Source organism: Stutzerimonas stutzeri, from assembly GCF_024448935.1.
In the GTDB taxonomy this organism is placed as follows: Bacteria; Pseudomonadota; Gammaproteobacteria; order Pseudomonadales; family Pseudomonadaceae; genus Stutzerimonas; species Stutzerimonas stutzeri_AO.
On record NZ_JAMOIE010000004.1, the window covers coordinates 62,460 to 84,305 of the forward strand.

Here is a 21,846-nt window from a genome sequence, read left to right on the forward strand (position 1 = left end):
CATGCAGACCCTCGGCAACCTGATCAACAACGAGGCCGTCGCGGGCCGCTCCGAACGCCACGCGACCGTCTACAACCCGGCCACCGGTGAGCCGCGCCTCTATGTTTCGCTGTCTTCGGCCGACGAAACCCGTGAAGCCATTGCCGCCGCCCAGAGCGCCTTCGCAGACTGGTCGAAGACGCCGCCGCTGGTCCGTGCTCGCGTCATGTTTCGCTTCAAGGCGCTGCTCGAAGCGCGTCGCGACGAGGTGGCGCGGCTGATCTCGCTGGAGCACGGCAAGGTGTTTTCCGACGCCCAGGGCGAAGTCACCCGCGGGCTGGAAGTGGTGGAGTTCGCCTGCGGCATTCCGCATCTGCTCAAGGGCGAGTTCTCACCCAACGTCGGTCGCGATATCGATTCCAACTCGCTGATGCAGCCGCTGGGTGTCTGCGCCGGCATCACCCCGTTCAACTTCCCGGCCATGGTGCCGCTGTGGATGCTGCCGGTGGCCATCGCCTGCGGCAACACCTTCGTCTTGAAGCCGTCGGAAAAGGACCCGAGCGCCACCATGCTGATCGGCGAGCTGCTGGCCGAAGCCGGGTTGCCGGCGGGCGTGCTGAACATCGTCAATGGCGACAAGGAAGCGGTGGACGTGCTGCTCACCGACGAGCGCGTGCAGTCGGTGAGCTTCGTCGGCTCGACGCCCATCGCCGAGTACATCTACAGCACTGCCTCGGCCCACGGCAAACGCTGCCAGGCCCTGGGCGGGGCGAAGAACCACATGGTGATCATGCCCGACGCCGATCCCCAGCAGGTGGTCAGCTCGCTGACGGGCGCCGCCTATGGCTCGGCCGGTGAGCGCTGCATGGCGATCTCCGTGGCGGTGTGCGTCGGTGACGAGGTGGCGGACCATCTGGTCGAGATGCTCAAGGACGAGATCGCGCAAATGCGCACCGGGCCGGGCACGGGGATCGAACCCGAACCGCACATGGGGCCGCTGGTCACACGCGAGCATCAGCAGAAAGTATCCGGCTACATCGACCTGGGCGTGCAAGAGGGCGCAACGCTGGTGTGCGATGGTCGCGGCTTGAAAGTGGAGGGCTTCGAGAACGGCTTCTACGTCGGGCCGACCCTGTTCGACCGGGTGACCCCGAGCATGCGCATCTACCAGGAGGAAATCTTCGGGCCGGTACTCGTGGTGGTGCGGGTGCAATCATTCGACGAGGCGCTGAAATTGGTCAACGATCACGAGTATGGCAACGGTACCTCGATCTTCACCCGCGACGGTGACACCGCACGCCAGTACGAAGAGAACGTGAAGGTGGGCATGGTCGGCGTCAACGTGCCGATTCCGGTACCGATGGCCTTCCATTGCTTCGGTGGCTGGAAGCGCTCGATCTTCGGCCCGCTGAACATGCACGGCCCGGACGGCGTGCGCTTCTTTACCCGGATGAAGACCGTGACCCGGCGCTGGCCGACCGGTATCCGTGCCGGCGCGGATTTCTCGATGCCGACCATGAAGTAACCGCTAGGCTTATCCGCCAAGTCGTAGGAGCCAGTCGTAGGGTGGGCTTCAGCCCACCAATGGGTCGTCGCTTAGCCACCCTAGGGTCTGGAAGCGCTTCATCCGCCCGTCGAGCCTGCAGGGTCCTATGGCTTGCGCTTCTTCACGCGGATGAAGACCAGTGCCTGGCACTTGCCGATCAATATTCGCCTCAGCCGAGATTTTCAGAGCTGGCACGGGCACGGGGACGGGGGCGGGGGCAGGAGGGTAGGCCGTGCGGCGCCTCGCTTGAGCCCAGCTGATCGCGGTGGGCTGAAGCCCACCCTACAGGACGAGCCGGTCTCCCAGCGGGCTTGGTTGCGTCGGTTATACCGACCGATACATTCGTGCCGCCCCGATCGGGCGCTCTCTATTATTCGAACAACAGGGCAGACGATGCGCAGTACCCCCCGTGAAAAAGGTTCATCCATTACCCGCGTGCTCGAGATCATCGAAGCCGTAGCCAGCGCCGCGGAGCCGCTGACGCCCAGTGCATTGGCGGACAAGCTGGACATCCCCAAGCCGAGCGCCCACCGCCTGGTGCAGACATTGGAGAAAGAGGGCTTCCTGCAATTCGGCCTCAAGGGCGGCCTGCTGCCGGGCGATCGGCTGCATGCGACGGCGGTGAATATCCTCGGCAGTGGTCGTCACAAGGCGTTGCGCCAGGCGATCCTGCGTCAGCTGTCCGAGGAGATCGGAGAAACCTGCGGTTTGTCGGTGCCGAATGGCCTGGACATGCTCTATTTCGATCGGGTGCAGACCAACTGGCCGCTGCAGATCAACCTGCCCATCGGCAGTCATACGCCGCTCTGGTGCACGGCCAGCGGCAAGCTCTATCTCGCCTCGCTGCCGCTGGAACAACTGGAAAAGATTCTCCCGCGCCTGCCGATCCGACAGCTGGCACGCAACACCATCACTGACTTGAGCGCCCTGCGTGACGATCTGGCACGTATTCGCGAGGAAGACCTGTCCACCGACTCCGAGGAGTTCATCGACGGCATGGTCGCCTGCGCCGTGCCAGTGCGCGATGCCCGCGGCGAGCTGAGCGCCTGTTTGTTCACCCATGCCCCGGTGATCCGTTGTTCGATGGCGTCCCTGCTCGCCTTCGTGCCTCGCCTGCGGGCGGCGGCGAAGGAGCTGGAGGCGATCGTCGCCGGCTGAGGGTGGATGACGCTCTCTTCTTATCCGCCGTAATCCCGCTCGTTGAGCGTCACACATAGCGGATCGCCACCCGGTGGAGCGCCACCCGGTGGATCGATAAAGCGTGATCCACGTTGGCTGGGGATCGGGGCTGCTTTGGCGTTGGAGGATGGAAGCGCCGAAGGCGTTTGTGTCGTTTACCGCGTCGGGCCGTGCGGCGTTCGCTGTCACGGCCCCCTCTAGGCTCAGGTCACGACGCGGTAGCAGGGTTCGTACGGCCGGCCGCCGGGCAATTTCATCCGGTGCTGTTCGACGAATGCCTGCAGCAGGGCGTCCAGCGGCTTCATGATCGTCTGATCGCCGTGTATTTCGTAGCGGCCGAACTGCTCGATGCGGCGAATCCCCTTGTCCTTGACGTTACCCGCGACGATTCCGGAGAAGGCGCGACGCAGGTTCGCCGCCAGCAGGTGGGGCGGCACGTCGCGGGTCAGCTGCAGGCTGGCCATGTTGTCGTGAGTCGGGTCGAACGGGTGCTGAAAGCCTTCCTCGATTTTCAGCAGCCAGTTGAAATGGAAGGCGTCGTTACGCTCACGGCGGAACTGCTTGACCGCTTTCAAGCCTTCGGACATCTGCCGGGCTACCTGGGTCGGGTTGTCGATGATGATCTGGTACAAGCCCTGGGCTTTTTCGCCGAGCGTGGCGCCGACGAAGTCACGCAGCTGCTGCAGATACGGCGCGGCACTTTCCGGGCCGGTGAGGATGACCGGGAAGGGCACGTCGCGGTTGTCGGGGTGTAGCAGAATGCCCAGCAGGTAGAGAAATTCCTCTGCCGTGCCGACGCCGCCGGGGAAGATGATGATGCCGTGACCGACGCGGACGAAAGCTTCCAGGCGCTTTTCGATATCCGGCAGGATCACCAGCTCGTTGACGATCGGGTTCGGCGCCTCGGCGGCAATGATGCCCGGCTCGGTCAGGCCCAGGTAACGGCCGCCGACGATGCGCTGCTTGGCATGGGCGATGGTCGCGCCCTTCATCGGGCCCTTCATCACGCCGGGGCCGCAGCCGGTGCAGACATTCAGGTTGCGCAGCCCCAGCTCGTGGCCGACGTGCTTGCTGTACTTGTATTCCTCGGTGCTGATCGAATGTCCACCCCAGCACACCACCATGTTCGGTTCGACGCCGGGACGCAGCGTGCGGGCGTTGCGCAGTAGATGGAAGACGTAATCGGTGATGCCCTGGGAGCTGCTCAGGTCGATGCGCGGGCTTCCCAGTTCGCTTTCGGTGTAGACGATGTCACGCAGCGCACTGAACAGCATTTCGCGGGTGCTGGCGATCATCTCGCCGTCGACGAAGGCATCGGCCGGCGCATTGAGCAATTCCAGACGCACGCCGCGATCCTGTTGATGAATACGTACTTCGAAGTCGTCGTAGGCCTCTAGGATGGTCTTGGCGTTATCGATGCGCGCGCCGGTATTGAGAATGGCCAGGGCGCACTGGCGGAACAGCGTGTAGGTACTGCCACAACCAGCTTCGCTCAGTTGCTGGACTTCCCGTTGGGACAGCGTCTCCAGGCTACCTTTCGGGGTAACCGAGGCATTGATTACATAGCGTGAGGTCATGCGTGTTTTCCCTGAAAACAATGCGGCCTGGCCGAGACGGACAGCTGCATCAGGATGTTGAGCGCCACGGCGGTGGGCAGCGGCGTATGAGAATAGGGCCGTCCGAGCGGACAGTGCGCCAGTGGACAGGGTTGCTGCTGGGCGCAGCGGCTAAACCCACAGCCGCAAGCTGCTTGCCGGTGCCGGCTGGATCTTTCCGGGTGCAACGATGCGCCGGGACGGGCTGTACTTGACGTTTGACCGGCGACAACGTTCCTGGAATCCCCTCCTGGGGCATTGCTCTGTTCATGCGTACATCCCGTACGGTCTTGGCTGCAGGCGTTTTGACCGCGAGCATGGCTGTTTGATTGCGCACGGCGCGGAGGGTTTTTCCGCCACGGGGCGCGGCGCGGCCTTCCGCGTGAAGAGGGGTCTCAAAAGGCAAACGGCAGGGCGCTGCGGCAGTGCTGGCGGGCGCTGAGCATACGGCGGAATTCGTCGGGATCCTTGATCAACACAGGTTGGCCAGCGAACGTCTGCGCCGCGATCAAGCGCGACAGCCAGAAACGCACGCAGGCGACGCGTAGCATCGGTTGCCATAGTTCGGCCTCGGCCGGGGTGAAGCGGCGCAGGCTGGAATAGGCGGCCAGCAATGCCTGGCTGCGCGTCTCATCGATCTCGCCGTTGGGGTGCGAGCACCAGTCGTTAAGGGCGATGGCTATGTCATAGAGCATGGGCCCGGAACAGGCGTTGTAGAAGTCGATCACGCCGGTCAGGTGGCTGCCCTCGAAGAGCAGGTTGTCGCGGAACAGGTCAGCGTGCAGGTTGGCCCGCGGCAGCGCCAGAAGCTTCGGCTTCAGTTCGGCAATCTCTGCAAGGCTGTCACGCAGCAGCGGCATTTGAGCGGCGTCCAGCGCCAGCGCCAGGCTCGGGCCTTCTTCCTGCATCCAGTCCAGGCCACGGTCGCTGCGCCGCTCGATGATGTGGTCGCGGGTCGCCAGGTGCAGTCGCGCCAGTAGTCGACCCACTTCAGCGCACTGATGGGGGTTGGGCGCCCTGACGTGTTTGCCGGCCAGGCGCGGCTGCAGCAGGGCCGGCTTTTGCGCCAGCGTCCGTAGCGCTTCGCCGCGGTCGGTACGCAAGGCATAAGGCACCGGTAGTCCGGCGCGATGCAGCACGTCGAGCAGCTCGATGAAGAAGGGCAGATCCTGGCGCGGGCCGCGCTCGATCAGGGTCAGTACATACTCGCCCTGCTCCAGGCTGATGAAGAAATTGCTGTTTTCGCTGCCAGCCGCGATGCCCTCGAAATCGCGCAGCCGCCCAAGCCCATAGGGCGCCAGGAATACCTCGAGCTCTTCGCGTTGCAGGGGCGTAAAAACCGACATGGGCTGCCTTCCGTTAGGTGTGCTGCCAGGTTACCAGCTGAAGATTTTCCAGGCCGGGATGAGCATGTCCGGGCGATCGGCGCGGATGAAGTTGCTGTCGCCATCGGCGCGCACCAGGAAGTACGGCTTGCCGACCTTGGGCGTGATCTTTACCGCATAGAGGAAGCCGTTGACCCGGTATTCCTCAACCGTGCGATCCCCTTCCTGGCGAATGGTGACGTCGGGTTCGCCATCGACCGGTTCCTCGGCGAAACCGCTCAGCGGCACCAGTGCCAGCAGCCCGGCGAGCAGCAAAGGTTTGAATGTGCGCATGATAACCTTGTCCCTTTGTCGTCAAGTGGTCCTGTGCATTCTAGCCGCAGACCCGTCGAAAAGGTTGATCCTGCTCATGAGCCAAGCGCCCCTCGTTCTGGTGGACGGTTCGTCCTACCTCTACCGCGCCTTCCACGCCCTGCCGCCGCTGACCACCTCGACCGGCAAGCCCACCGGGGCGGTCAAGGGCGTGCTGAACATGCTGCTGGCGCTGCGCCGGCAATACCCGGACAGCCCCTTCGCGGTGGTCTTCGATGCCAAGGGGCCGACCTTCCGTGACACCCTGTTCGCGGAATATAAATCCCATCGCCCACCGATGCCCGACGACCTGCGCAGCCAGGTCGAGCCGCTGCATGCCAGCGTCCGCGCCCTGGGCATGCCGCTGCTGTGCGTCGACGGCGTCGAGGCCGACGACGTGATTGGAACACTGGCGCGCCAATGTGCGGCGCTGGGACGCGACGTGATCATTTCCACCGGCGACAAGGACATGGCGCAGCTGGTGTGTCCGCATGTCACCCTGGTCAACACCATGAGCGGCAGCGTCTATGACATCGAAGGCGTGAAGAACAAGTTCGGCGTCGGCCCGGAGCTGATCATCGACTTCCTCGCGCTGATGGGCGACAAGGTCGACAACATCCCCGGCGTGCCCGGCGTTGGCGAGAAGACCGCCTGCGGCCTGCTCAACGGCATCGAAGGCGGCATCAAGGGGCTCTACGAGAACCTCGACAAGGTTTGCGGCCTGCCGATCCGCGGCGCCAAGTCGCTGGCCGCCAAGCTCGAGGAACATCGTGACGCGGCGTTCATGTCCTACGAGCTGGCAACGATCAAGGTCGATGTGCCGCTGGACGTCCAGGTCGCCGATCTGATGCCCGGTGAGCCGCACCGCGAGGCGTTGATCGCCCTGTATCGCGAGCTGGAGTTCAAGCAGTGGCTCGACGAGTTGCTGCGCCAAGCCAAGGCCGCCGGGGGAAGCTGCGAGGTGCAGCCCGAGGGCTGTTCGATCCAGGCCGAAGCCCAGTACAGCACGATTTTCGAACAAGCCGAGTTCGACGCCTGGCTTGAACAACTGCGGGCCGCCGATTGCTTCGCCTTCGACACCGAAACCACCAGCCTGGACGCGCAGAAGGCGCAGCTGGTCGGCGTCTCCTTTGCCATCGAGACCGGCAAGGCGGCTTACGTACCGCTGGCCCACAGCTACATGGGCGTGCCGCAGCAGCTCGATCGCGATGCGGTGCTCGCCGCCCTCAAGCCGCTGCTCGAAGATCCGAGCAAGCGCAAGATCTGCCAGCACGGCAAGTACGACATGAACGTGCTGATGCACTACGGCATCGAGATGCACGGCATGGCCTTCGACACCATGCTCGAATCCTACGTGCTCGACGCCACCGCCACCCGCCATGACATGGACAGCCTGGCGCTCAAATACCTGGGCCGCGGCACCATCCGTTTCGAGGACATCGCCGGCAAGGGCGCCAAGCAGCTGACCTTCGACCAGATCGCCATCGAGCAGGCCGGGCCCTATGCCGCCGAAGACGCCGACGTCACCCTGCGCCTGCACCAGACGCTGATGAACAAGCTGGAAGCTACGCCATCGTTGCTCAAGGTGCTCAACGAGATCGAGATGCCGTTGGTGCCGGTGCTGGCGCGCATCGAGCGCAACGGCGCGCTGGTCGATGCCAATCTGCTCGGGCTGCAGAGCGTCGAGCTGGGTAACAAGCTGGTCGAGCTGGAGCGTGAGGCGTTCGAGATCGCCGGTGAGGCATTCAACCTGGGCTCGCCGAAGCAGCTCTGCGCGATCCTCTATGACAAACTCGGTTGCCCGGTGTTGTCGAAGACCGCCGGCGGTCAGCCGTCTACGGCGGAAAGCGTGCTGGCCGAGCTGGCCGAGCGGGACTACCCGCTGCCCAAGGTGATCATGCAGCATCGCTCCCTGAGCAAGCTCAAGGGCACCTATACTGACAAGCTGCCGCAGCAGATCAACCCGCGTACCGGGCGCATCCACACCAGTTATCACCAGGCGGTGACGGCGACCGGACGCCTGTCCTCGTCGGACCCGAACCTGCAGAACATCCCGATCAGAACGGCCGAAGGGCGGCGCATCCGTCAGGCCTTCGTCGCTGCGCCCGGCTACAAGTTGCTGGCAGCCGACTACTCACAGATCGAACTGCGCATCATGGCGCACCTGGCGCAGGACGCTGGCCTACTGCATGCCTTCCAGAACAATCTGGACGTCCACCGTGCCACCGCCGCTGAGGTCTTTGGTGTCGAGCTGGCGCAAGTCACCACGGACATGCGGCGCAGCGCCAAGGCGATCAACTTCGGCCTGATCTATGGCATGAGCGCGTTCGGCCTGGCCAAGCAAATCGACGTGGGCCGCAAGGAGGCGCAGGAATACATCGACCGCTACTTCGCTCGTTATCCCGGTGTGCTGGCCTATATGGAGCGCACCCGCGCCCAGGCCGCCGAGCAGGGTTACGTCGAGACGCTGTTCGGCCGTCGCCTCTACCTGCCCGAGATCAACTCCAAGAATGGCGCCATGCGCAAGGGCGCCGAACGCACCGCGATCAATGCGCCGATGCAAGGCACCGCAGCGGACATCATCAAGCGCGCCATGATTGCTGTGGATGGCTGGCTGCAGGACAGCGGCCTGGATGCCCGGGTGATTCTGCAGGTGCACGATGAACTGGTGCTGGAAGTGCGCGAGGATCTGGTCGAGCAGGTACGCGACGCCATCTGCGCGCTGATGAGCCAGGCCGCCGAGCTGGATGTACCGCTGCTGGTGGAAACCGGCGTGGGCGATAACTGGGACGAGGCGCACTGAGGAAGGGCACACGAGGCCGGCGCCGTTCAGTTGCAAAAATTTTGCGGCGCATTGAACTTCGCATGCAAAAGCCGGGTCCTAGGCTACGAAGGGTGTAAAACCCTTCGATGCTCCTTGTTGTGTTAAGTGTTGGCAGATCTCTGGACCCCGCCCTAGCGGTCCGGATTCAACCTCGAACTTCCCCCCTCCCCCAATGAAGTTCGAGGTTTTTTTTCGCCTGGAGAAAGCTCGGGGCGATCCGAGCATGATCAAAAGAGGCGTCGGCAAGAACGCAGCTCGGGCCGAATCGACTCAGCCCTGCTTTTCCCAGCTATGTGTAGCTGCAAGCTGATACAGCCAGTCCAGTCTCGGCTCACTGCTCACCGTATTACCGAACGCTGCCGCAACTTGATGTTTCGATGCCGGCTCAGCAAGACCGGTAGAGCCGTTATCATTGCCGCATCAAAAACCAGGAGACATCACCATGAAATGGATCAAGCGGCTTACAGTTGCCGTTGTGCTAGGCGCGATCGCCGCTTCCGCTCTCGGCCTCTACTACGTGTTGCCTCGACACGACGTCGTATACGTGACCGGCGTCGAGGTCAAACGGGTTGATGATGACGGCGTGATCAATGCGGAGAATCCAGCGGAGGGGCCGACGAGGGATATCTACTTCATCAATACCGAGAACCCTGACACCAGGAAAGTCAGGGTCTACCGCAATGAAGATACCGGCTGGGGCTTCCCGTGGTATTTCAAGTTCGATTCAGCGGACGTCCAGGCCCGCGCCCAGGGAATCTCCCGAGACAGCGAGCAACTTGCGCTGGTCCGTTATTACGGCTGGCGCATCCAATTGCTTTCCATGTTCCCGAACATTACCGAGGTGACGACCACCTCTACTCGTGACGAGCCGCTGCCGGTCTTCAATATCCTGTTCTTTGCGTGCTTGAGCGCATCGGTAATCGCTCTTGCAGTCTGGATCCGACGCAGATTGAAGCGCCGGTCCCAAAGCGTCAGGCCAGTTTGACGTACCAGGCGTGCCGCTTGGGCTCAGCAGCGGGTATCCGATAGCCCGCTGCCCGGAGTTGCCGACCCCGCACGATTGTCGAGCGAGACCGTATGGCATGCAGCGGCGGCTAAGCGACGCTGCATGCGGGCAGCCGAGCCGATCAGACGTACCGCTTCTTGCCGCTGCTGCTCAATGGGCGCCCTTTGAACACGTGAGGGCCGTCCATGGTGAGCTCGAGCTTTTGCCCCTTCCGGGTCAGCCACGGCGTCGCTTCGGAGCCGGCCTTCGACGTGACCCCAGATGGGCTCAGTTCAATCTGGTCCTGATCGATTTCGATCAGCCCGATCACGTACGTGTAAATCATGTTGCTGAAGAAGCCCTTCTTGAACTCGAATGCGCACTCGACAACCTGGTCGCCATACTCCATACGCATCTTCGGTTTTAGCGAGGCGACTGAAACCGCTCCATTATCGACCGCCGAGTAGACGCTGCACACCAGCGCCACCTTTCCGCCCATTCGCTGAGAGATGGCCGGATTGATTTCCACCGTCTCGATGCCAGGCGCTGAAGCGCTGGCGCTCACGACATCGCCGGTATGAAAGACAAACGGATCTGCATCGAATGCACCGCGCTTATCCGGCGCCTGGATGATGGACATACCGCCATCGGGGCGAAGAATGCCAACCCGCAGGTCCAGATCGTCATTGTCTCGCCCGTCACCGTTATCAACCCAGGTAGCGCTCACCCGGATCAGCTTCGGTGCGGATGGCCCCTTGTCCAGTATCACCTTGTGGCTTGTTCCCGGCTTGTCGAGCCGGATGACCGTCTTCTCGATGTTAACCGGCTTAGCGGCTGCTACCGGGGGCGTAGCGGGCGCCGGCGGCGTATCTTCCTCGACGTCCACGCCGTAGAGACCGCAGAGACCGGCAAGCCCCGATGCGAAGCCCTGCCAGACGGCGCGCGCTTTGTGCTGGCCGCCGCGGACATAGAGTTCGAGCACGATGATGCCGGTTTCCTGGGTAAACGCCTCCGGAGCCAGCTCCAGAACCTGGCCGCCTGCAGTTACGCTTGCGTTGAGATCACGCACCGCGGCGAACCCGCCGGCACCGCCGTCCTGAGTCAAGGTGATCGCGATCTTGGTAATCCCGACGGGAAGCCTGGACAGGTCGAAGGCGATGCTATGAACAACCCGTCCACCTTGAGCGACCGGGGCAGTGAAGGACGCAGCGCCGGATGCATGAACAGGTGCGTTGAAGAAAACCATCCCGCTATCGTCAATCATCTTGCCCTGCTCTGTAACAAGGAACGCGGTGAGGTTGACGTCCAGATTATCGCCGGCGGCATGGGACACCACCACTTGCCCTTTGGCGGAACTGATCGCTGTGTTTTCGCCCGGTTTGAGGAACTGATTCAATTCGATTCGCCTATTCCATGCGTTGGTCATTGAAGAGCTGGACGTTTTTCCACGCCCGTGAAGGTTACGGGTAGCACTGCTACCCGTGCGGCGCCACTATACTAAGCGTAGAGACAACCATCGCAAGCGGACAAGAAAGCACTCGGCTGTTCCCGTTGCGACGCCAGCCTTGCTTCAGTCTGGGCTGGGTGGCAGTGCGGGCTAGTTCAGCGATTCCTGTTGCTCCGGCGCAGCCTCGGGAATCTCGACGAGGCTAAGCAGGTAGCGATTATCCTCCAGCGGAGTAAGCGCTAGCTGAAAGCCTTGCGGAATATCCCCGTCGAGAATGGATACCCGCTGCGCCAACAGCGCATCGAACTGTTCGCTATGTTGCTTCTTCGCGCTGTTTGATACTAGCTGGCCGAGGCTGGCGATGAGGAACCCGACGGTGATGATCGGACCGGGGTATGCCTGAATCATCTGCAGGAAGCTCATTCCGTGCAGCCGGTTGTAATAGATCGTTTCGGGGCCGAACATCAGCGTCAATACGCCTACCGCAAGAATGATATAGCCGAGGCAAGCCACCACCGAGCCGATGAAGTCGTCAGGTTCAGGCAGCTTGATCTCGAATTCAGCTGGCAGGTCGTCAAGCGTGATCGGGGTATTCGTAGCGTCTGTCATGAATTCCGTTTCCTTTGTTTACCGGTAATTCGCTCAGCCAAAAAAAACATGAGCGATGCAGAGCAGGCATCCGCCTGCCCCGAACCCCTATGTTCGGGTGCAGGCAAGTCCGTGTCAGCAATCGCTCCGCTCAACTGTGGTGTTCGTCGCGATTTGAATGGCATTCCGGTGGTGGGGCGACAACGAAAGGGACGGCGAGTACTTGTTCCGACGAGGCACAGACTTGCGATGCTGCGAGACTTTTCTCCGAAACCAATGCCGCCTAACGTAACCAGGAAAAAAATGCTTCTGTTCCTTGAAGGGCAATCGAGCCAGCGTGACGTGATCGCTGGCGCACGGGAGGCGCTACCGTCTTCAGTTCTTATCTACGCATCTCACGGCCATGACAGGCCAGAGATCACAGGGCTAGCCAACGTTGCCTGGCTCGAGCCGGAAGATGAAGCCGAGCGTATTGAATGGGCACTCGCCAGCGCGTTGGAAAATGGCATCAAGGTTGTCCTTGCTGGCAGGTCAGGGCAAATTTACGAAGGTCACAGGGAGCGCTTCCAGGCCCAGGGCATTCAGCTGGTGACTGGCTGCACCTCGCTTGCTGGATTTCAGCTGATTGACGACAAGGGCAAGTTCACGATCGAAGCCACCAACGCGGGGCTGGCCTGTGTTCCGGCCATAGCTATTACCACCGCCGAAGAACTGTTGATGGCCTACCGTGAATTCGAGCAGCACGGCCAGGTGTGCGTGAAGCCTGCGGTGGGCATATATGGTCTAGGCTTCTGGCGACTCAATGAGACCGTTGACCCCTTCCGCTGCCTCGCCAATACGGATGCCCGCGAGGCAAATCTGCAGGTGTTTGCTGATCTGTATTCGCGAGCCGAGGATCCCAAACCATTATTGGTGATGCCATACATGCCGGGCACTGAGTGTTCGGTTGATATGGTCTGCGAGAACGGGAAGGTTGTCGCCCACGTTGGCCGGCGCAAGCAAGGGCTCGCCCAGACATTCGAGCGGGAAGGCGCGGCTGTCGAGCTGGCAATAAATGCAGCTGAGCATTTCAAGTGTGATGGGCTAATCAACGCTCAGACGCGTGACGATGCCAGCGGCGTTCCGCACTTGCTTGAAATCAACCCGCGCTATTCTGGTGGTATCGGCTACACCCGCCAAACGGGCATCAATCTGCCGGGTATCTTTGCCACACGCCGCCTCGGTCTTCCCGTGCCGGCATCAGCTTGGGCCAATGGTGTGCGCGTTAAAGCTATTACCGTGGCGGTACGGCTAAGCCCCGCCAATGGCAATGGCTAAAAAACCTGCGAAATGATAACAATGTGCGCTGGATAGGGGGTACACGGATGATATTGCTCACGCCTGGTGCCAATACCAGTCTTGAATGTAGCGACTGCTATTGGAGTTTGGAGTGTGATCGGGGGCCGCTGCTAGGCGATTACGCAGGCCTTGCGCTTCTGCCCGTTGATGGCAGGCGGTCGCCGTGCGGAAACCCTGCCCTGTTCCAGTCGCCGCAACCATGGATGGAATGGAGCGGTGGCCCTGAGCGCGCGGGCTGCAAAGTACAACTCGACAAGCTCCCGCATGGCTGCGAAAAGTTGCTGGTTGTCGCCTATACCTATGCTGCGATCGGACCGGTAGGCGAGCTCGGTTCTGTGCGCCTTGTCGTGAACGATCGCATCGAACACAGGCACAATCTCACTGGCTTTGGTGAGGCAGCCGTTGTTCTGGGCGAGTTCTATCTGCGAAACGCTGAGTGGAAGTTCAGGGCGCTTGCAGAAGGCTCCGCATATGGCTTGGCGGCGTTGGGGCGCCGGCTTGGTTGGGACATCGACGACACTCATCCTGATCGTGGCGCACGGGACGACACGGCATCGCGATGTGAGTCAGCTACAGGAACGGGGTTTGCTGTCAGCCCAGTCCATGTCCTCACTTGTGCGCATGTGATCGAGGGGATGAGGACGATCTCCATCGCTTCGTTTGAAGGGCGGTACAAGGCGGAACCCGTGGTAGTGGACGAGCGCAACGACATGGCCCTGCTACGGGTGGATGGGGCCAATCCGCTGGTGCCGTTGATATTCAGGGAAGGGGCTGGATGCGAGCTCGGCGAAACAGTCGTTGCACTAGGGTTCCCGTTATCCGGGCTTGCGGGGAGGGGCCTTCACGCGACGCAAGGGGGCGTCTCGGCGCTTTTCGGTATTCGAGATGATTCAAGCCTGCTGCAGTTCACCGCTGCGATACAGCCTGGCTCTAGCGGCAGTCCACTGTTCGACAGCTCAGGCTTTGCGGTGGGTCTGGTCAAGTCGAGTATGACTGACGCCCAGAGCATGAATTTCGCGGTGAAGTCGGCCTTGGTCCTGGCCTTCCTGGATGCGTCGGGCATCGATGCACGACGTGCCAGGGGTGAAGCGGGACTGCAGAAAAACGCGACTGAAATTGCCAGGGATGCACGTGCGTCGTTATGGCGCATTGAGGCGAGTTCTTTTTAAGCGACCTGTTTGACTTGAAAAGCACCAGCAGACCGTTAAGGTCTTCAGCCTCAACAACTAGGAAGTATTATGAATCACAGCAGTACCGCAGGTGTACAAGCCCTGCACGCGGAACTCATGCGTGGGCGGCTCGACGTCACAATCAGGCGCGCCAGCGTCGAGCCATCCTTGTTGTTCGGTTTTGCTGAGCGCCGCAACCCCAAGCGCGCGTTCCTCTTTGTCTCGAAGGTCCTCGGGCGGCACATTCCTGTGCGGCCCTCCGTCATGTCGGACAGTTTCAACCGACTCGCCGCGCAGATCCCAGCAGACCTGCCAGGCCCCGTTCTGGTGATCGGCATGGCCGAAACGGCCGTCGGTCTAGGCGCAGGTGTCCACAGGGCGCTAAGCCAGACGCGGCCCGACACCGTTTACATAGTGAGCACCCGCCATCCTGTCGGCACCGAAGTCTTTGCCCGGTTCGAAGAAGAGCACAGTCACGCGAGCGCACACCTGATACATCTCCCTATCGACCCAGGCACTCGAGAGATGATGCTCAATGCCAGGTCGCTTGTTCTTGTGGATGACGAAGCGTCGACTGGAAAGACGTTCATCAACCTGCACCGGGCGCTGATCGATGCAGGGCTCAGTCAGATTGAGCGAGTCGTCGCTGCAACCCTGACCGATTGGTCGGCTGGCGCTGTCACCCAAAGCATGGGCCGTCGTGCTAGCCAGGTTTCGCTCCTGGAAGGCTCCTACACATTCAGCACAAATCCTGACGCAGCGCTCCCGGAGATGCCTGAAGTGGGGACGGTCGCGGTGGGTGATTGGCCCATTCACGCCGACAGGGATTGGGGTCGCCTGGGCGTGAGCAAAGATCAGGATTCTCTCGGAACGGCTATCTCCGTGAAGCCGGGCGAGCGTGTTCTTGTGGTGGGAAACAGCGAGTTCGTGTGGCGGCCATTCCTTTTAGCTGAGCGCCTCGAGCGAGCTGGGGCCGAGGTGTACTTCAGCTCGACAAGCCGTTCGCCGATTGCGATGGGGCATTCGATCCAGCACGCCCTGTCTTTTTCCGATAGCTATGGTTTGGGGATTCCGAATTTCCTCTACAACGTGGCTCCAGGTCAGTTCGACCGAGTCCTGATCTGCAGCGAGACTCCGGCCGAGGCCGTGGACCGAACGCTCGTCCAGGCACTTAACGCCGAGGTGGTCGTCGATGGCCAGTAATCGTCCGCTTGCGTTCGTCGACCTCGACGACACGCTTTTCCAAACCGCGCGCAAGATGGAAGCGGGGTCGCCGCGTCATGTGGCGACCCTCGACATCGAGGGCAACCCGAACGGCTATATGTCCCCTGTCCAGAAAGCGTTTGTTGAATGGCTGGCTGCCAACGCCGACGTGGTTCCGGTGACCGCGCGAAGCGTAGAGGCGTTCAGCCGCGTCCAGCTTCCCTTCGAACATGGCGCTGTCTGCGCCCATGGCGGAGTGATCCTTCAGCCAGACGGTACATTGGATAGCGACTGGCACGCGGTGATGTCGGAGTCGCTGGCGAACTTCCAGACCCGGCTGGCTGAACTCAGCGAGGCCACGCTTGCGATCGGCGAGGCACTCGGAATCTCGCTGCGCGGCTGGGTCGTCGCTGAGGCGGGGCTTGAGAATTATGTGGTGACCAAGCACAACGGGAATGACGACGAAGTGCTTGTCCGGGTCCTCGAGGCCGTCCAGGAAAAGGGGCTGCTCGAAGGCATGTACGTGCACCGGAACAGCAACAACCTTGCCTTCCTGCCTATCGGTCTGGAAAAACGCCTGGCGGTGCAGGAGTGGTTGCGCCGGGACATCGCCGTCAATGGCGAGCGACCGGTTCTGGGCTTTGGCGACAGCATCTCCGACCTGGGCTTCATGGGCGATTGTCATTTCTGGGCGACGCCGGCCCATAGCCAGCTGGCCAAGGCGGTAAAAGGAGGCCTCCATGTATAGCGCCATCGACGCACTGGAGACCGTCGGTAGCGGAAGCTACGACGTGGCGGATGTGCATTTCCTGCTGCGGAAGATGGATATCGAGCCGACCGATGTGCTGGAAAAGGAACGTCTCATCCAGACTCGCCAGCGCCACTATTCGGAGATGATCAGCCAGGAGAACGCGCCAAGCGACATCCACCAGCAGCTATATGCGCGCGCGATGGTTCAGAACGGCGAGCGCATGGCCGCCGATGTCCAGGCGCTGGCCTTGGCGCTCGACAGCGAATACAAGGGCCCTTCGATTGCGCTTGTTTCGTTTGTCCGAGCGGGCCTACCCCTTGGGGTCCTGTTACGTCGCGCGCTCGTTGATCTAGGGCGCGAGGCCCATCACTACGGTATCAGCATCATCCGCGACCGAGGCATCGATAGCGCCGCCCTGGAATCGGTCATCCAGGCGCATGGTGCCGAGAACATCGTGTTCGTCGATGGCTGGACGGGGAAAGGCGCAATTTCGGGGGAGATCAAGCGCAGCCTGAAAGACGATTCCCGCTTCGCCGCAGAGCCGCGGCTGGTCGTGCTTGCTGATCCATGCGGAAAAGCATGGCTGTCGGCATCCGCGGAAGATTGGGTAATCCCTTCGGGCATTCTTGGCGCCACGGTTTCGGGGCTTGTTTCTCGATCCATCTGGCCGGCCGACGGCGGTCTGCACGGTTGCGTTGTGTACGAGCATTTGCATAACCACGATGTCACGCGGGAATTCGTCGATACGATTGATACCCTTCGGCAAAAAGCGAGCGGCGTAACGCCAGCGGCCCCATGGACTGCCGACCGCCGTGAAGCGCTCCAGGCCGCCGCATTGGACGTGGTGAGTGAAATCGCCAGTCGCTTCGATATTTCGAACCTGAACCGCGTCAAGCCTGGCATTGCGGAGGCCACACGGGCGGTGCTGCGCCGTGTCCCCGACCACGTTCTGGTAAGGGACAAGCGTGATGCTGACGTCCAGCTGCTCATGCACCTTACCGAGCGGGCGGGCGTGCAAGTGCAAGAGGTGGGCGTCGCACTCGGGCCTTACCGAGCGGTGACAGTGATAAGGAGCGTCAGCTAGATGAGGACCCTTTCTCCGTATGCACTGGGCGCTACGCTGTACATGCCCGCGACACGCGTGGACATCCTGGACGTCGTCTTTGGCGAAAAACTGCCAGACCTCCGCTCGCTCGTCGTCTGCCTGGAGGACGCCGTTTCCTCTACCGACGTGCAGATGGCGCTGGCCAATCTGGACAGGCTTCTGAAGAACATTCAGGAGCGTGGCGGGCGTCCGGCATGCGGCCCAATGCTGTTCATTCGGCCCCGGGACTCGAAAATGGCGGCCGTCCTGAATGACTGGCCGCTGATCGGCTTGGCCGATGGTTTCGTCGTTCCGAAGCTCAATTCAGCGAATCTGCGTGACTGGGAATCGGCGGTTACCAACCCAGCGATTGCCCTCATGCCGACGCTGGAGACGCCTGACGTCTACAACCCCTCGGCTATGGCAGATCTCGCCCAAGCGTTGCGCGGTGGGTTCGATCAGCGAATTATCGCACTGCGCATCGGCGGCAATGACCTGATGGGTTGCCTTGGGCTGCGCCGCAGTCCCACGATGACGCTTTACAAGAGCCCGATGAGCTACGTCATCCCGATGCTTGCCGGGGTGATGGGCGCGGCAGGTTTTTCCCTCACTGCGCCAGTTTTCGAGCAGCTCCGCAGTCCGGCGCTACTGGACGAAGAACTCGAGCTGGACATCGCTCATGGATTGGTCGGAAAGACCGCCATTCACCCTTCACAGATCGCGGCAATCCACGGTGCACTGCGCGTCAGCGTTGACGACCTGAACAGTGCGCGGCGCATCGTGGAGGATTCTGCGCCGGCGGTTTTCAAATTTAACGACGCCATGTGCGAGCCGGCGACCCATTACAAGTGGGCGCAGAACATTCTCGAGCGGGCCAAGTGGCATGGTGTCAGACAGGAAACAAGCGACTCCGCGCTGCGCCTGGCAGAAGTGGCCCAGTAGCGGTTCGTACAATCGGTAACGAATGAAACGCAAGAAATGCCTGGCGCTGTACGAAAATACTTTCGATCGAAGTCATTCGCGGCTGGGGATGATGGAAAACAGCGAGGGAGCGCCTTGAGGTGATCCTCGTGTCATCAACGAAAAGAAAGACTCAACAACAAGGAGTGCAACATGGCGCTTTCATTGGCTAAGAACCAAACGATTTCCCTCGAAAAAACCGCCGGCAACGGGCTGAAAAAAGTACACATGGGCCTTGGTTGGGACCCCGTGCAGAAAGCCAAGCCTAGCGGCGGTTTCCTGAGCCGCGTGTTCGGCGGCGGCGACAGCGGCGGCGACGCAGTCGACCTCGACGCCTCCTGCATCATGATGGACGCGGCCAAATCGGCTATCGACATCGTCATGTTCACCCAGCTGAAGTCGAAAGACGGCTCGATCACCCACTCTGGCGACAACCTGACCGGTGAAGGCGATGGTGATGACGAGACCATCTACGTCGACCTGGAAAAGCTGCCGGCTGCAGTGAAATACCTCGTGTTCACCGTCAACTCCTTCCGCGGGCAAACCTTCAACGAGGTTGAAAACGCCTACTGCCGCATCGTGAATCAGCAGGGAAATTCCGAGCTCGCGAGGCTTACGCTATCCGAGAAGGGCGGCCACACTGGCGTGATCATGGCCTACCTGACCCGTACTGCCGGTGGCTGGGACATGACTGCTGTCGGCCGTGCAACCAACGGGCGTACTGCTCGTGACCTCGCCAGCGAGGCTGCTGGAGTTATCGCCTGATGACTACCCTGACCCCAGGTGCGAACGCCCCGGTCGCCACCGGGCCTGTCTCGGTTACCGTTAACTATTCGCCGGTCGCGGGCGCTGACATCGATGTGTCGGCGTTCCTTCTCAGCGGCACAGGAAAGGTCCGCAGCGATGCTGACATGTGCTTCTTCGGCCAGAAAACCGTAGGCAACGGCGGCGTGCAATTGACCGAGGCGAGTGCCGGTCGTGCTGTGTTTACGCTGGATCTTTCGCGGATCGAAGCCGCGATCGAGAAGGTCGCGCTGACGGCGACGATCTACGAAAACAAGGCCAGTTTCGCCGCCGTGGCGAATCTCTCCGTGAGCGTCACGGGAGGGGTCGAAGCGACAATTCCCACGTCGGGAATGCAAGAAACAGCGCTTATCCTCGGTGAGTTCTATCGCCGCCAGGGCGCCTGGAAGTTTCGTTGCGTGGCTCAGGGATTTGCGGGCGGCCTCGAGCCGCTGGCAAAGCACTTCGGCGTCGATGTCGCGGCCGCACCGGCGCCTGCCCCGGCGGCGGCTCCGACTCCCGCGCCGAACCCGACACCGACTCCTGCAGCGACACCGGCGCCGTCACGGGTCAACTTGAACAAGATTACCCTCGACAAATCTCGCTCAAGCATCAGTCTCGAGAAGAAGGCAGGAGGCCAGTACGGGCAGATCCGGATCAATCTGAACTGGAACCAGCAGCAAACCAGCGGATTTCTCGGCTTCGGAAAGAAGGCTTCGGTTGATCTCGATCTGGGTTGTCTGTTCGAGCTCAAGGATGGCCGCAAGGGCGTAGTCCAAGCACTTGGCAAAGGCTTCGGCGCCTACAACTCGCCTCCCTACATCCAGCTAATGGGCGATGACCGAACCGGATCTGTAAGCGACGGTGAGTGGCTGCACATCAATGGCGATCGCTGGAGCGAGATCAAGCGCATCGCTGTTTTCGCTTTCATCTACCAGGGCGCACCCAACTGGGCCGCAACCGATGGGGTTGTCACGCTGTTCGCACCGAACCAGGCGCCAATCGAAGTGCGCGTGAGCGAGGAGGGTGGCCAACTCGGATGCTGCTGTATCGCGCTCCTTGAGAACGTCGATGGGGATGTTAAGGTCACCCGCCGAGTAGACTTCCACGGCGATCAGGAAAAGCTCGACAAGGCCTACCAGTGGGGAATGTCCTGGCGCGTAGGCTCCAAGTAAGTACACAGGCGGGGCCTGATCGGTCCCGTCTCTATTTGAGGTGAAACACAATGCTCGACTGGCTGAAGAAGAACGCGACAGAAGCGCGTGACCGGCTCGCGACCGAAGTAACCAAGTTCAAGAACCGCGAGTTCATGGACGCCGTCGTTGCTGGTTGTGCCCTGGTAGCTGCTGCTGATGGAAACATCAGCGCTGAAGAAAAGCAGAAAATGATCGGTTACATCCAGAACTCCAAAGAGCTCAAGGTCTTTGACACGAAGGACGTGGTCCGGTCATTCCAAGAAATTTGCAACAACTTTGAATTTGACCCTGCGATTGGAAGAGCTGAAGCTCTGAAAGTCGTTGGAAGGCTCCGTAAGAAAGAAGATGCGGCCCGTCTACTGGTGCGTGTTTGTTGCGCGATCGGTGGAGCGGATGGCAGCTTCGATCACAGCGAGCAAGCCATCTGCCGCACCATTTGCAACGAGCTCGGCTTGAATCCGAGCGATTTTGATCTTTGAGGGAAACAATCTTGGAAAACACGGCTATCGGCTTTCCGCCACTGACAATGGCAGTCTTTGCCGGCCTTGCGATATTTGCGTTGGCGCTCGACCTGTTTACCCATAAGAGCGACAAACCAGTGACGCTGCTTAACGCTTCGCTCTGGTCGGTCTTCTGGGTACTTGTCTCGCTCGCCTTCGCCGGCTTCCTCTACATCGACCACGGTCCCGAGGTCGCCAGCCTCTTCGTTACCGGCTACGCCCTGGAAAAAGTCCTCAGCGTCGATAACCTGTTTGTTTTCATGGCCATCTTTGCCTGGTTCAAGATTCCCGACGCGCTACGGCACCGTGTCCTGTACTGGGGCATCATCGGTGCGATCGTTTTCCGCATGGTATTTGTCGCGATCGGCACTGGCCTCCTGGCTTTCGGTCCTTGGGTCGAAATCGTTTTCGCGGCAATCGTCGCCTGGACAGCGGTCATGATGCTCAAAAGTGGCGGTGATGATGATGCTGAGGAAGATTACTCCCAGCACATCGCATACCGCTTCGGTAAGAAACTGTTCCCTGTTTGGCCCAAGCTGTATGGCCATAATTTCTTCGTCCGCCGCGAGGTGCTGGAAGGCGAATTGAAGAAACCTGAGAACAAGGGCATGACGCTGGCAGCAAAGGGCACATTGTTTGCCACTCCGCTGTTCCTGTGTGTGTTCGTCGTCGAAATCTCCGACGTCCTGTTCGCCTTCGATTCGGTACCGGCAGTTATTGCCGTTAGCCGTGAGCCGCTGATCGTCTATTCGGCAATGATGTTTGCAATTCTCGGTCTGAGAACCATGTACTTCGTGCTTGAAGCATTGAAGCGCTACCTGGTGCATCTGGAGAAAGCGGTCGTTGCTCTGCTGTTTTTCATCGCCGGCAAGCTAGCGCTGAACGCGACGAACCACCTGTTCCACCACGGCTATGAAATCGACCCGAACACTAGTCTGATCATCGTAATGGTCGTGCTGGTCATCGGAATCGCGGCAAGCGTCATCTTCCCCGAAAAGGAAGAAGTTGCAGACGATTCCAAGTCAAAAGAAAGCGTTTAACCA

General features: G+C 60.9%; 19 protein-coding genes. 14 read left to right on the forward strand and 5 right to left on the reverse strand.

The window, feature by feature from the left end:
• Position 1 precedes the first annotated feature (1 nt).
• Together NA637_RS02050 and NA637_RS02055 are read left to right on the forward strand one after the other, a co-directional pair.
• Positions 2 to 1,504 carry a CoA-acylating methylmalonate-semialdehyde dehydrogenase gene (locus tag NA637_RS02050; RefSeq protein ID WP_256070769.1) on the forward strand — a complete coding sequence of 501 codons (1,503 nt, stop codon included), beginning with the start codon at positions 2 to 4 and terminating at the stop codon, positions 1,502 to 1,504.
• A gap of 414 nt (positions 1,505 to 1,918) precedes the next feature.
• Positions 1,919 to 2,683, forward strand: coding sequence for an IclR family transcriptional regulator (locus NA637_RS02055; protein ID WP_256070770.1), 765 nt, complete (start codon positions 1,919 to 1,921; stop codon positions 2,681 to 2,683).
• Between the two features lie 224 nt (positions 2,684 to 2,907).
• On the opposite strand, the gene ppnN is transcribed toward NA637_RS02055, so the two are convergent.
• From ppnN to NA637_RS02070, 3 genes are all read right to left on the reverse strand, one after another.
• Entirely contained in the window at positions 2,908 to 4,281 is a 1,374-nt protein-coding gene (ppnN, locus tag NA637_RS02060) for a nucleotide 5'-monophosphate nucleosidase PpnN (RefSeq protein ID WP_256070771.1), read from the reverse strand.
• A gap of 413 nt (positions 4,282 to 4,694) precedes the next feature.
• Positions 4,695 to 5,645 (reverse strand): homoserine kinase, encoded by a 951-nt coding sequence (locus tag NA637_RS02065; protein ID WP_256070772.1) that lies wholly within the window; start codon positions 5,643 to 5,645, stop codon positions 4,695 to 4,697.
• Between the two features lie 30 nt (positions 5,646 to 5,675).
• Positions 5,676 to 5,957, reverse strand: coding sequence for a DUF2782 domain-containing protein (locus NA637_RS02070; RefSeq protein WP_256070773.1), 282 nt, complete (start codon positions 5,955 to 5,957; stop codon positions 5,676 to 5,678).
• A 76-nt stretch (positions 5,958 to 6,033) separates the two neighbouring features.
• Here NA637_RS02070 and polA point away from each other — a divergent pair, with 76 nt between their 5' ends.
• Together polA and NA637_RS02080 are read left to right on the forward strand one after the other, a co-directional pair.
• On the forward strand, positions 6,034 to 8,778 hold the full coding sequence (gene polA / locus NA637_RS02075) for a DNA polymerase I (protein ID WP_256070774.1): 2,745 nt from the start codon (positions 6,034 to 6,036) through the stop codon (positions 8,776 to 8,778).
• 463 nt (positions 8,779 to 9,241) lie between these two features.
• A complete protein-coding gene (locus NA637_RS02080) occupies positions 9,242 to 9,784 on the forward strand; it encodes a DUF1523 family protein (RefSeq protein ID WP_256070775.1) in 543 nt (180 codons plus the stop codon).
• Positions 9,785 to 9,926: 142 nt separating this feature from the next.
• On the opposite strand, the gene NA637_RS02085 is transcribed toward NA637_RS02080, so the two are convergent.
• Both NA637_RS02085 and NA637_RS02090 read right to left on the reverse strand, forming a co-directional pair.
• Positions 9,927 to 11,180 carry a TerD family protein gene (locus tag NA637_RS02085; protein ID WP_256070776.1) on the reverse strand — a complete coding sequence of 418 codons (1,254 nt, stop codon included), beginning with the start codon at positions 11,178 to 11,180 and terminating at the stop codon, positions 9,927 to 9,929.
• 201 nt (positions 11,181 to 11,381) lie between these two features.
• Positions 11,382 to 11,840: a hypothetical protein gene (locus NA637_RS02090; protein ID WP_256070777.1), complete on the reverse strand. Its 459-nt coding sequence runs from the start codon at positions 11,838 to 11,840 to the stop codon at positions 11,382 to 11,384.
• Positions 11,841 to 12,122: 282 nt separating this feature from the next.
• Here NA637_RS02090 and NA637_RS02095 point away from each other — a divergent pair, with 282 nt between their 5' ends.
• From NA637_RS02095 to NA637_RS02140, 10 genes are all read left to right on the forward strand, one after another.
• Positions 12,123 to 13,136, forward strand: coding sequence for an ATP-grasp domain-containing protein (locus NA637_RS02095; protein WP_256070831.1), 1,014 nt, complete (start codon positions 12,123 to 12,125; stop codon positions 13,134 to 13,136).
• A gap of 47 nt (positions 13,137 to 13,183) precedes the next feature.
• The gene (locus NA637_RS02100) at positions 13,184 to 14,326 is read left to right on the forward strand and encodes a trypsin-like peptidase domain-containing protein (protein WP_256070778.1); all 1,143 of its coding nucleotides are present in this window, start codon (positions 13,184 to 13,186) and stop codon (positions 14,324 to 14,326) included.
• A 69-nt stretch (positions 14,327 to 14,395) separates the two neighbouring features.
• The gene (locus tag NA637_RS02105) at positions 14,396 to 15,529 is read left to right on the forward strand and encodes a phosphoribosyltransferase domain-containing protein (RefSeq protein WP_256070779.1); all 1,134 of its coding nucleotides are present in this window, start codon (positions 14,396 to 14,398) and stop codon (positions 15,527 to 15,529) included.
• On the forward strand, positions 15,519 to 16,277 hold the full coding sequence (locus NA637_RS02110) for a trehalose phosphatase (RefSeq protein WP_256070780.1): 759 nt from the start codon (positions 15,519 to 15,521) through the stop codon (positions 16,275 to 16,277). The genes NA637_RS02105 and NA637_RS02110 overlap by 11 nt, the downstream gene beginning before the upstream one ends.
• The gene (locus NA637_RS02115) at positions 16,270 to 17,364 is read left to right on the forward strand and encodes a cysteine protease StiP domain-containing protein (RefSeq protein ID WP_256070781.1); all 1,095 of its coding nucleotides are present in this window, start codon (positions 16,270 to 16,272) and stop codon (positions 17,362 to 17,364) included. The genes NA637_RS02110 and NA637_RS02115 overlap by 8 nt, the downstream gene beginning before the upstream one ends.
• The gene (locus tag NA637_RS02120; protein ID WP_256070782.1) at positions 17,365 to 18,306 is read left to right on the forward strand and encodes an HpcH/HpaI aldolase/citrate lyase family protein; all 942 of its coding nucleotides are present in this window, start codon (positions 17,365 to 17,367) and stop codon (positions 18,304 to 18,306) included. It begins immediately after the preceding gene.
• A gap of 171 nt (positions 18,307 to 18,477) precedes the next feature.
• Positions 18,478 to 19,089: a TerD family protein gene (locus tag NA637_RS02125; RefSeq protein ID WP_256070783.1), complete on the forward strand. Its 612-nt coding sequence runs from the start codon at positions 18,478 to 18,480 to the stop codon at positions 19,087 to 19,089.
• Positions 19,089 to 20,282 carry a TerD family protein gene (locus NA637_RS02130; RefSeq protein WP_256070784.1) on the forward strand — a complete coding sequence of 398 codons (1,194 nt, stop codon included), beginning with the start codon at positions 19,089 to 19,091 and terminating at the stop codon, positions 20,280 to 20,282. The genes NA637_RS02125 and NA637_RS02130 overlap by 1 nt, the downstream gene beginning before the upstream one ends.
• Positions 20,283 to 20,332: 50 nt before the next feature.
• Positions 20,333 to 20,782 (forward strand): tellurite resistance TerB family protein, encoded by a 450-nt coding sequence (locus NA637_RS02135; protein WP_256070785.1) that lies wholly within the window; start codon positions 20,333 to 20,335, stop codon positions 20,780 to 20,782.
• An 11-nt stretch (positions 20,783 to 20,793) separates the two neighbouring features.
• Complete coding sequence (locus NA637_RS02140) at positions 20,794 to 21,843, forward strand: TerC/Alx family metal homeostasis membrane protein (RefSeq protein ID WP_256070786.1); 1,050 nt, start codon at positions 20,794 to 20,796, stop codon at positions 21,841 to 21,843.
• The last annotated feature ends 3 nt before the right edge of the window (positions 21,844 to 21,846 follow it).

Coding starts and splice junctions, on each gene's coding strand:
- NA637_RS02055 (WP_256070770.1), top strand. CDS start 1,919: ATGCGCAGTACCCCCCGTGAAAAAGGTTCATCCATTACCCGCGTGCTC.
- NA637_RS02125 (WP_256070783.1), top strand. CDS start 18,478: ATGGCGCTTTCATTGGCTAAGAACCAAACGATTTCCCTCGAAAAAACC.
- NA637_RS02130 (WP_256070784.1), top strand. CDS start 19,089: ATGACTACCCTGACCCCAGGTGCGAACGCCCCGGTCGCCACCGGGCCT.
- NA637_RS02105 (WP_256070779.1), top strand. CDS start 14,396: ATGAATCACAGCAGTACCGCAGGTGTACAAGCCCTGCACGCGGAACTC.
- NA637_RS02095 (WP_256070831.1), top strand. CDS start 12,123: ATGCTTCTGTTCCTTGAAGGGCAATCGAGCCAGCGTGACGTGATCGCT.
- ppnN (WP_256070771.1), bottom strand. CDS start 4,281: ATGACCTCACGCTATGTAATCAATGCCTCGGTTACCCCGAAAGGTAGC.
- polA (WP_256070774.1), top strand. CDS start 6,034: ATGAGCCAAGCGCCCCTCGTTCTGGTGGACGGTTCGTCCTACCTCTAC.
- NA637_RS02100 (WP_256070778.1), top strand. CDS start 13,184: ATGATATTGCTCACGCCTGGTGCCAATACCAGTCTTGAATGTAGCGAC.
- NA637_RS02120 (WP_256070782.1), top strand. CDS start 17,365: ATGAGGACCCTTTCTCCGTATGCACTGGGCGCTACGCTGTACATGCCC.
- NA637_RS02080 (WP_256070775.1), top strand. CDS start 9,242: ATGAAATGGATCAAGCGGCTTACAGTTGCCGTTGTGCTAGGCGCGATC.
- NA637_RS02135 (WP_256070785.1), top strand. CDS start 20,333: ATGCTCGACTGGCTGAAGAAGAACGCGACAGAAGCGCGTGACCGGCTC.
- NA637_RS02065 (WP_256070772.1), bottom strand. CDS start 5,645: ATGTCGGTTTTTACGCCCCTGCAACGCGAAGAGCTCGAGGTATTCCTG.
- NA637_RS02090 (WP_256070777.1), bottom strand. CDS start 11,840: ATGACAGACGCTACGAATACCCCGATCACGCTTGACGACCTGCCAGCT.
- NA637_RS02110 (WP_256070780.1), top strand. CDS start 15,519: ATGGCCAGTAATCGTCCGCTTGCGTTCGTCGACCTCGACGACACGCTT.
- NA637_RS02050 (WP_256070769.1), top strand. CDS start 2: ATGCAGACCCTCGGCAACCTGATCAACAACGAGGCCGTCGCGGGCCGC.
- NA637_RS02115 (WP_256070781.1), top strand. CDS start 16,270: ATGTATAGCGCCATCGACGCACTGGAGACCGTCGGTAGCGGAAGCTAC.
- NA637_RS02070 (WP_256070773.1), bottom strand. CDS start 5,957: ATGCGCACATTCAAACCTTTGCTGCTCGCCGGGCTGCTGGCACTGGTG.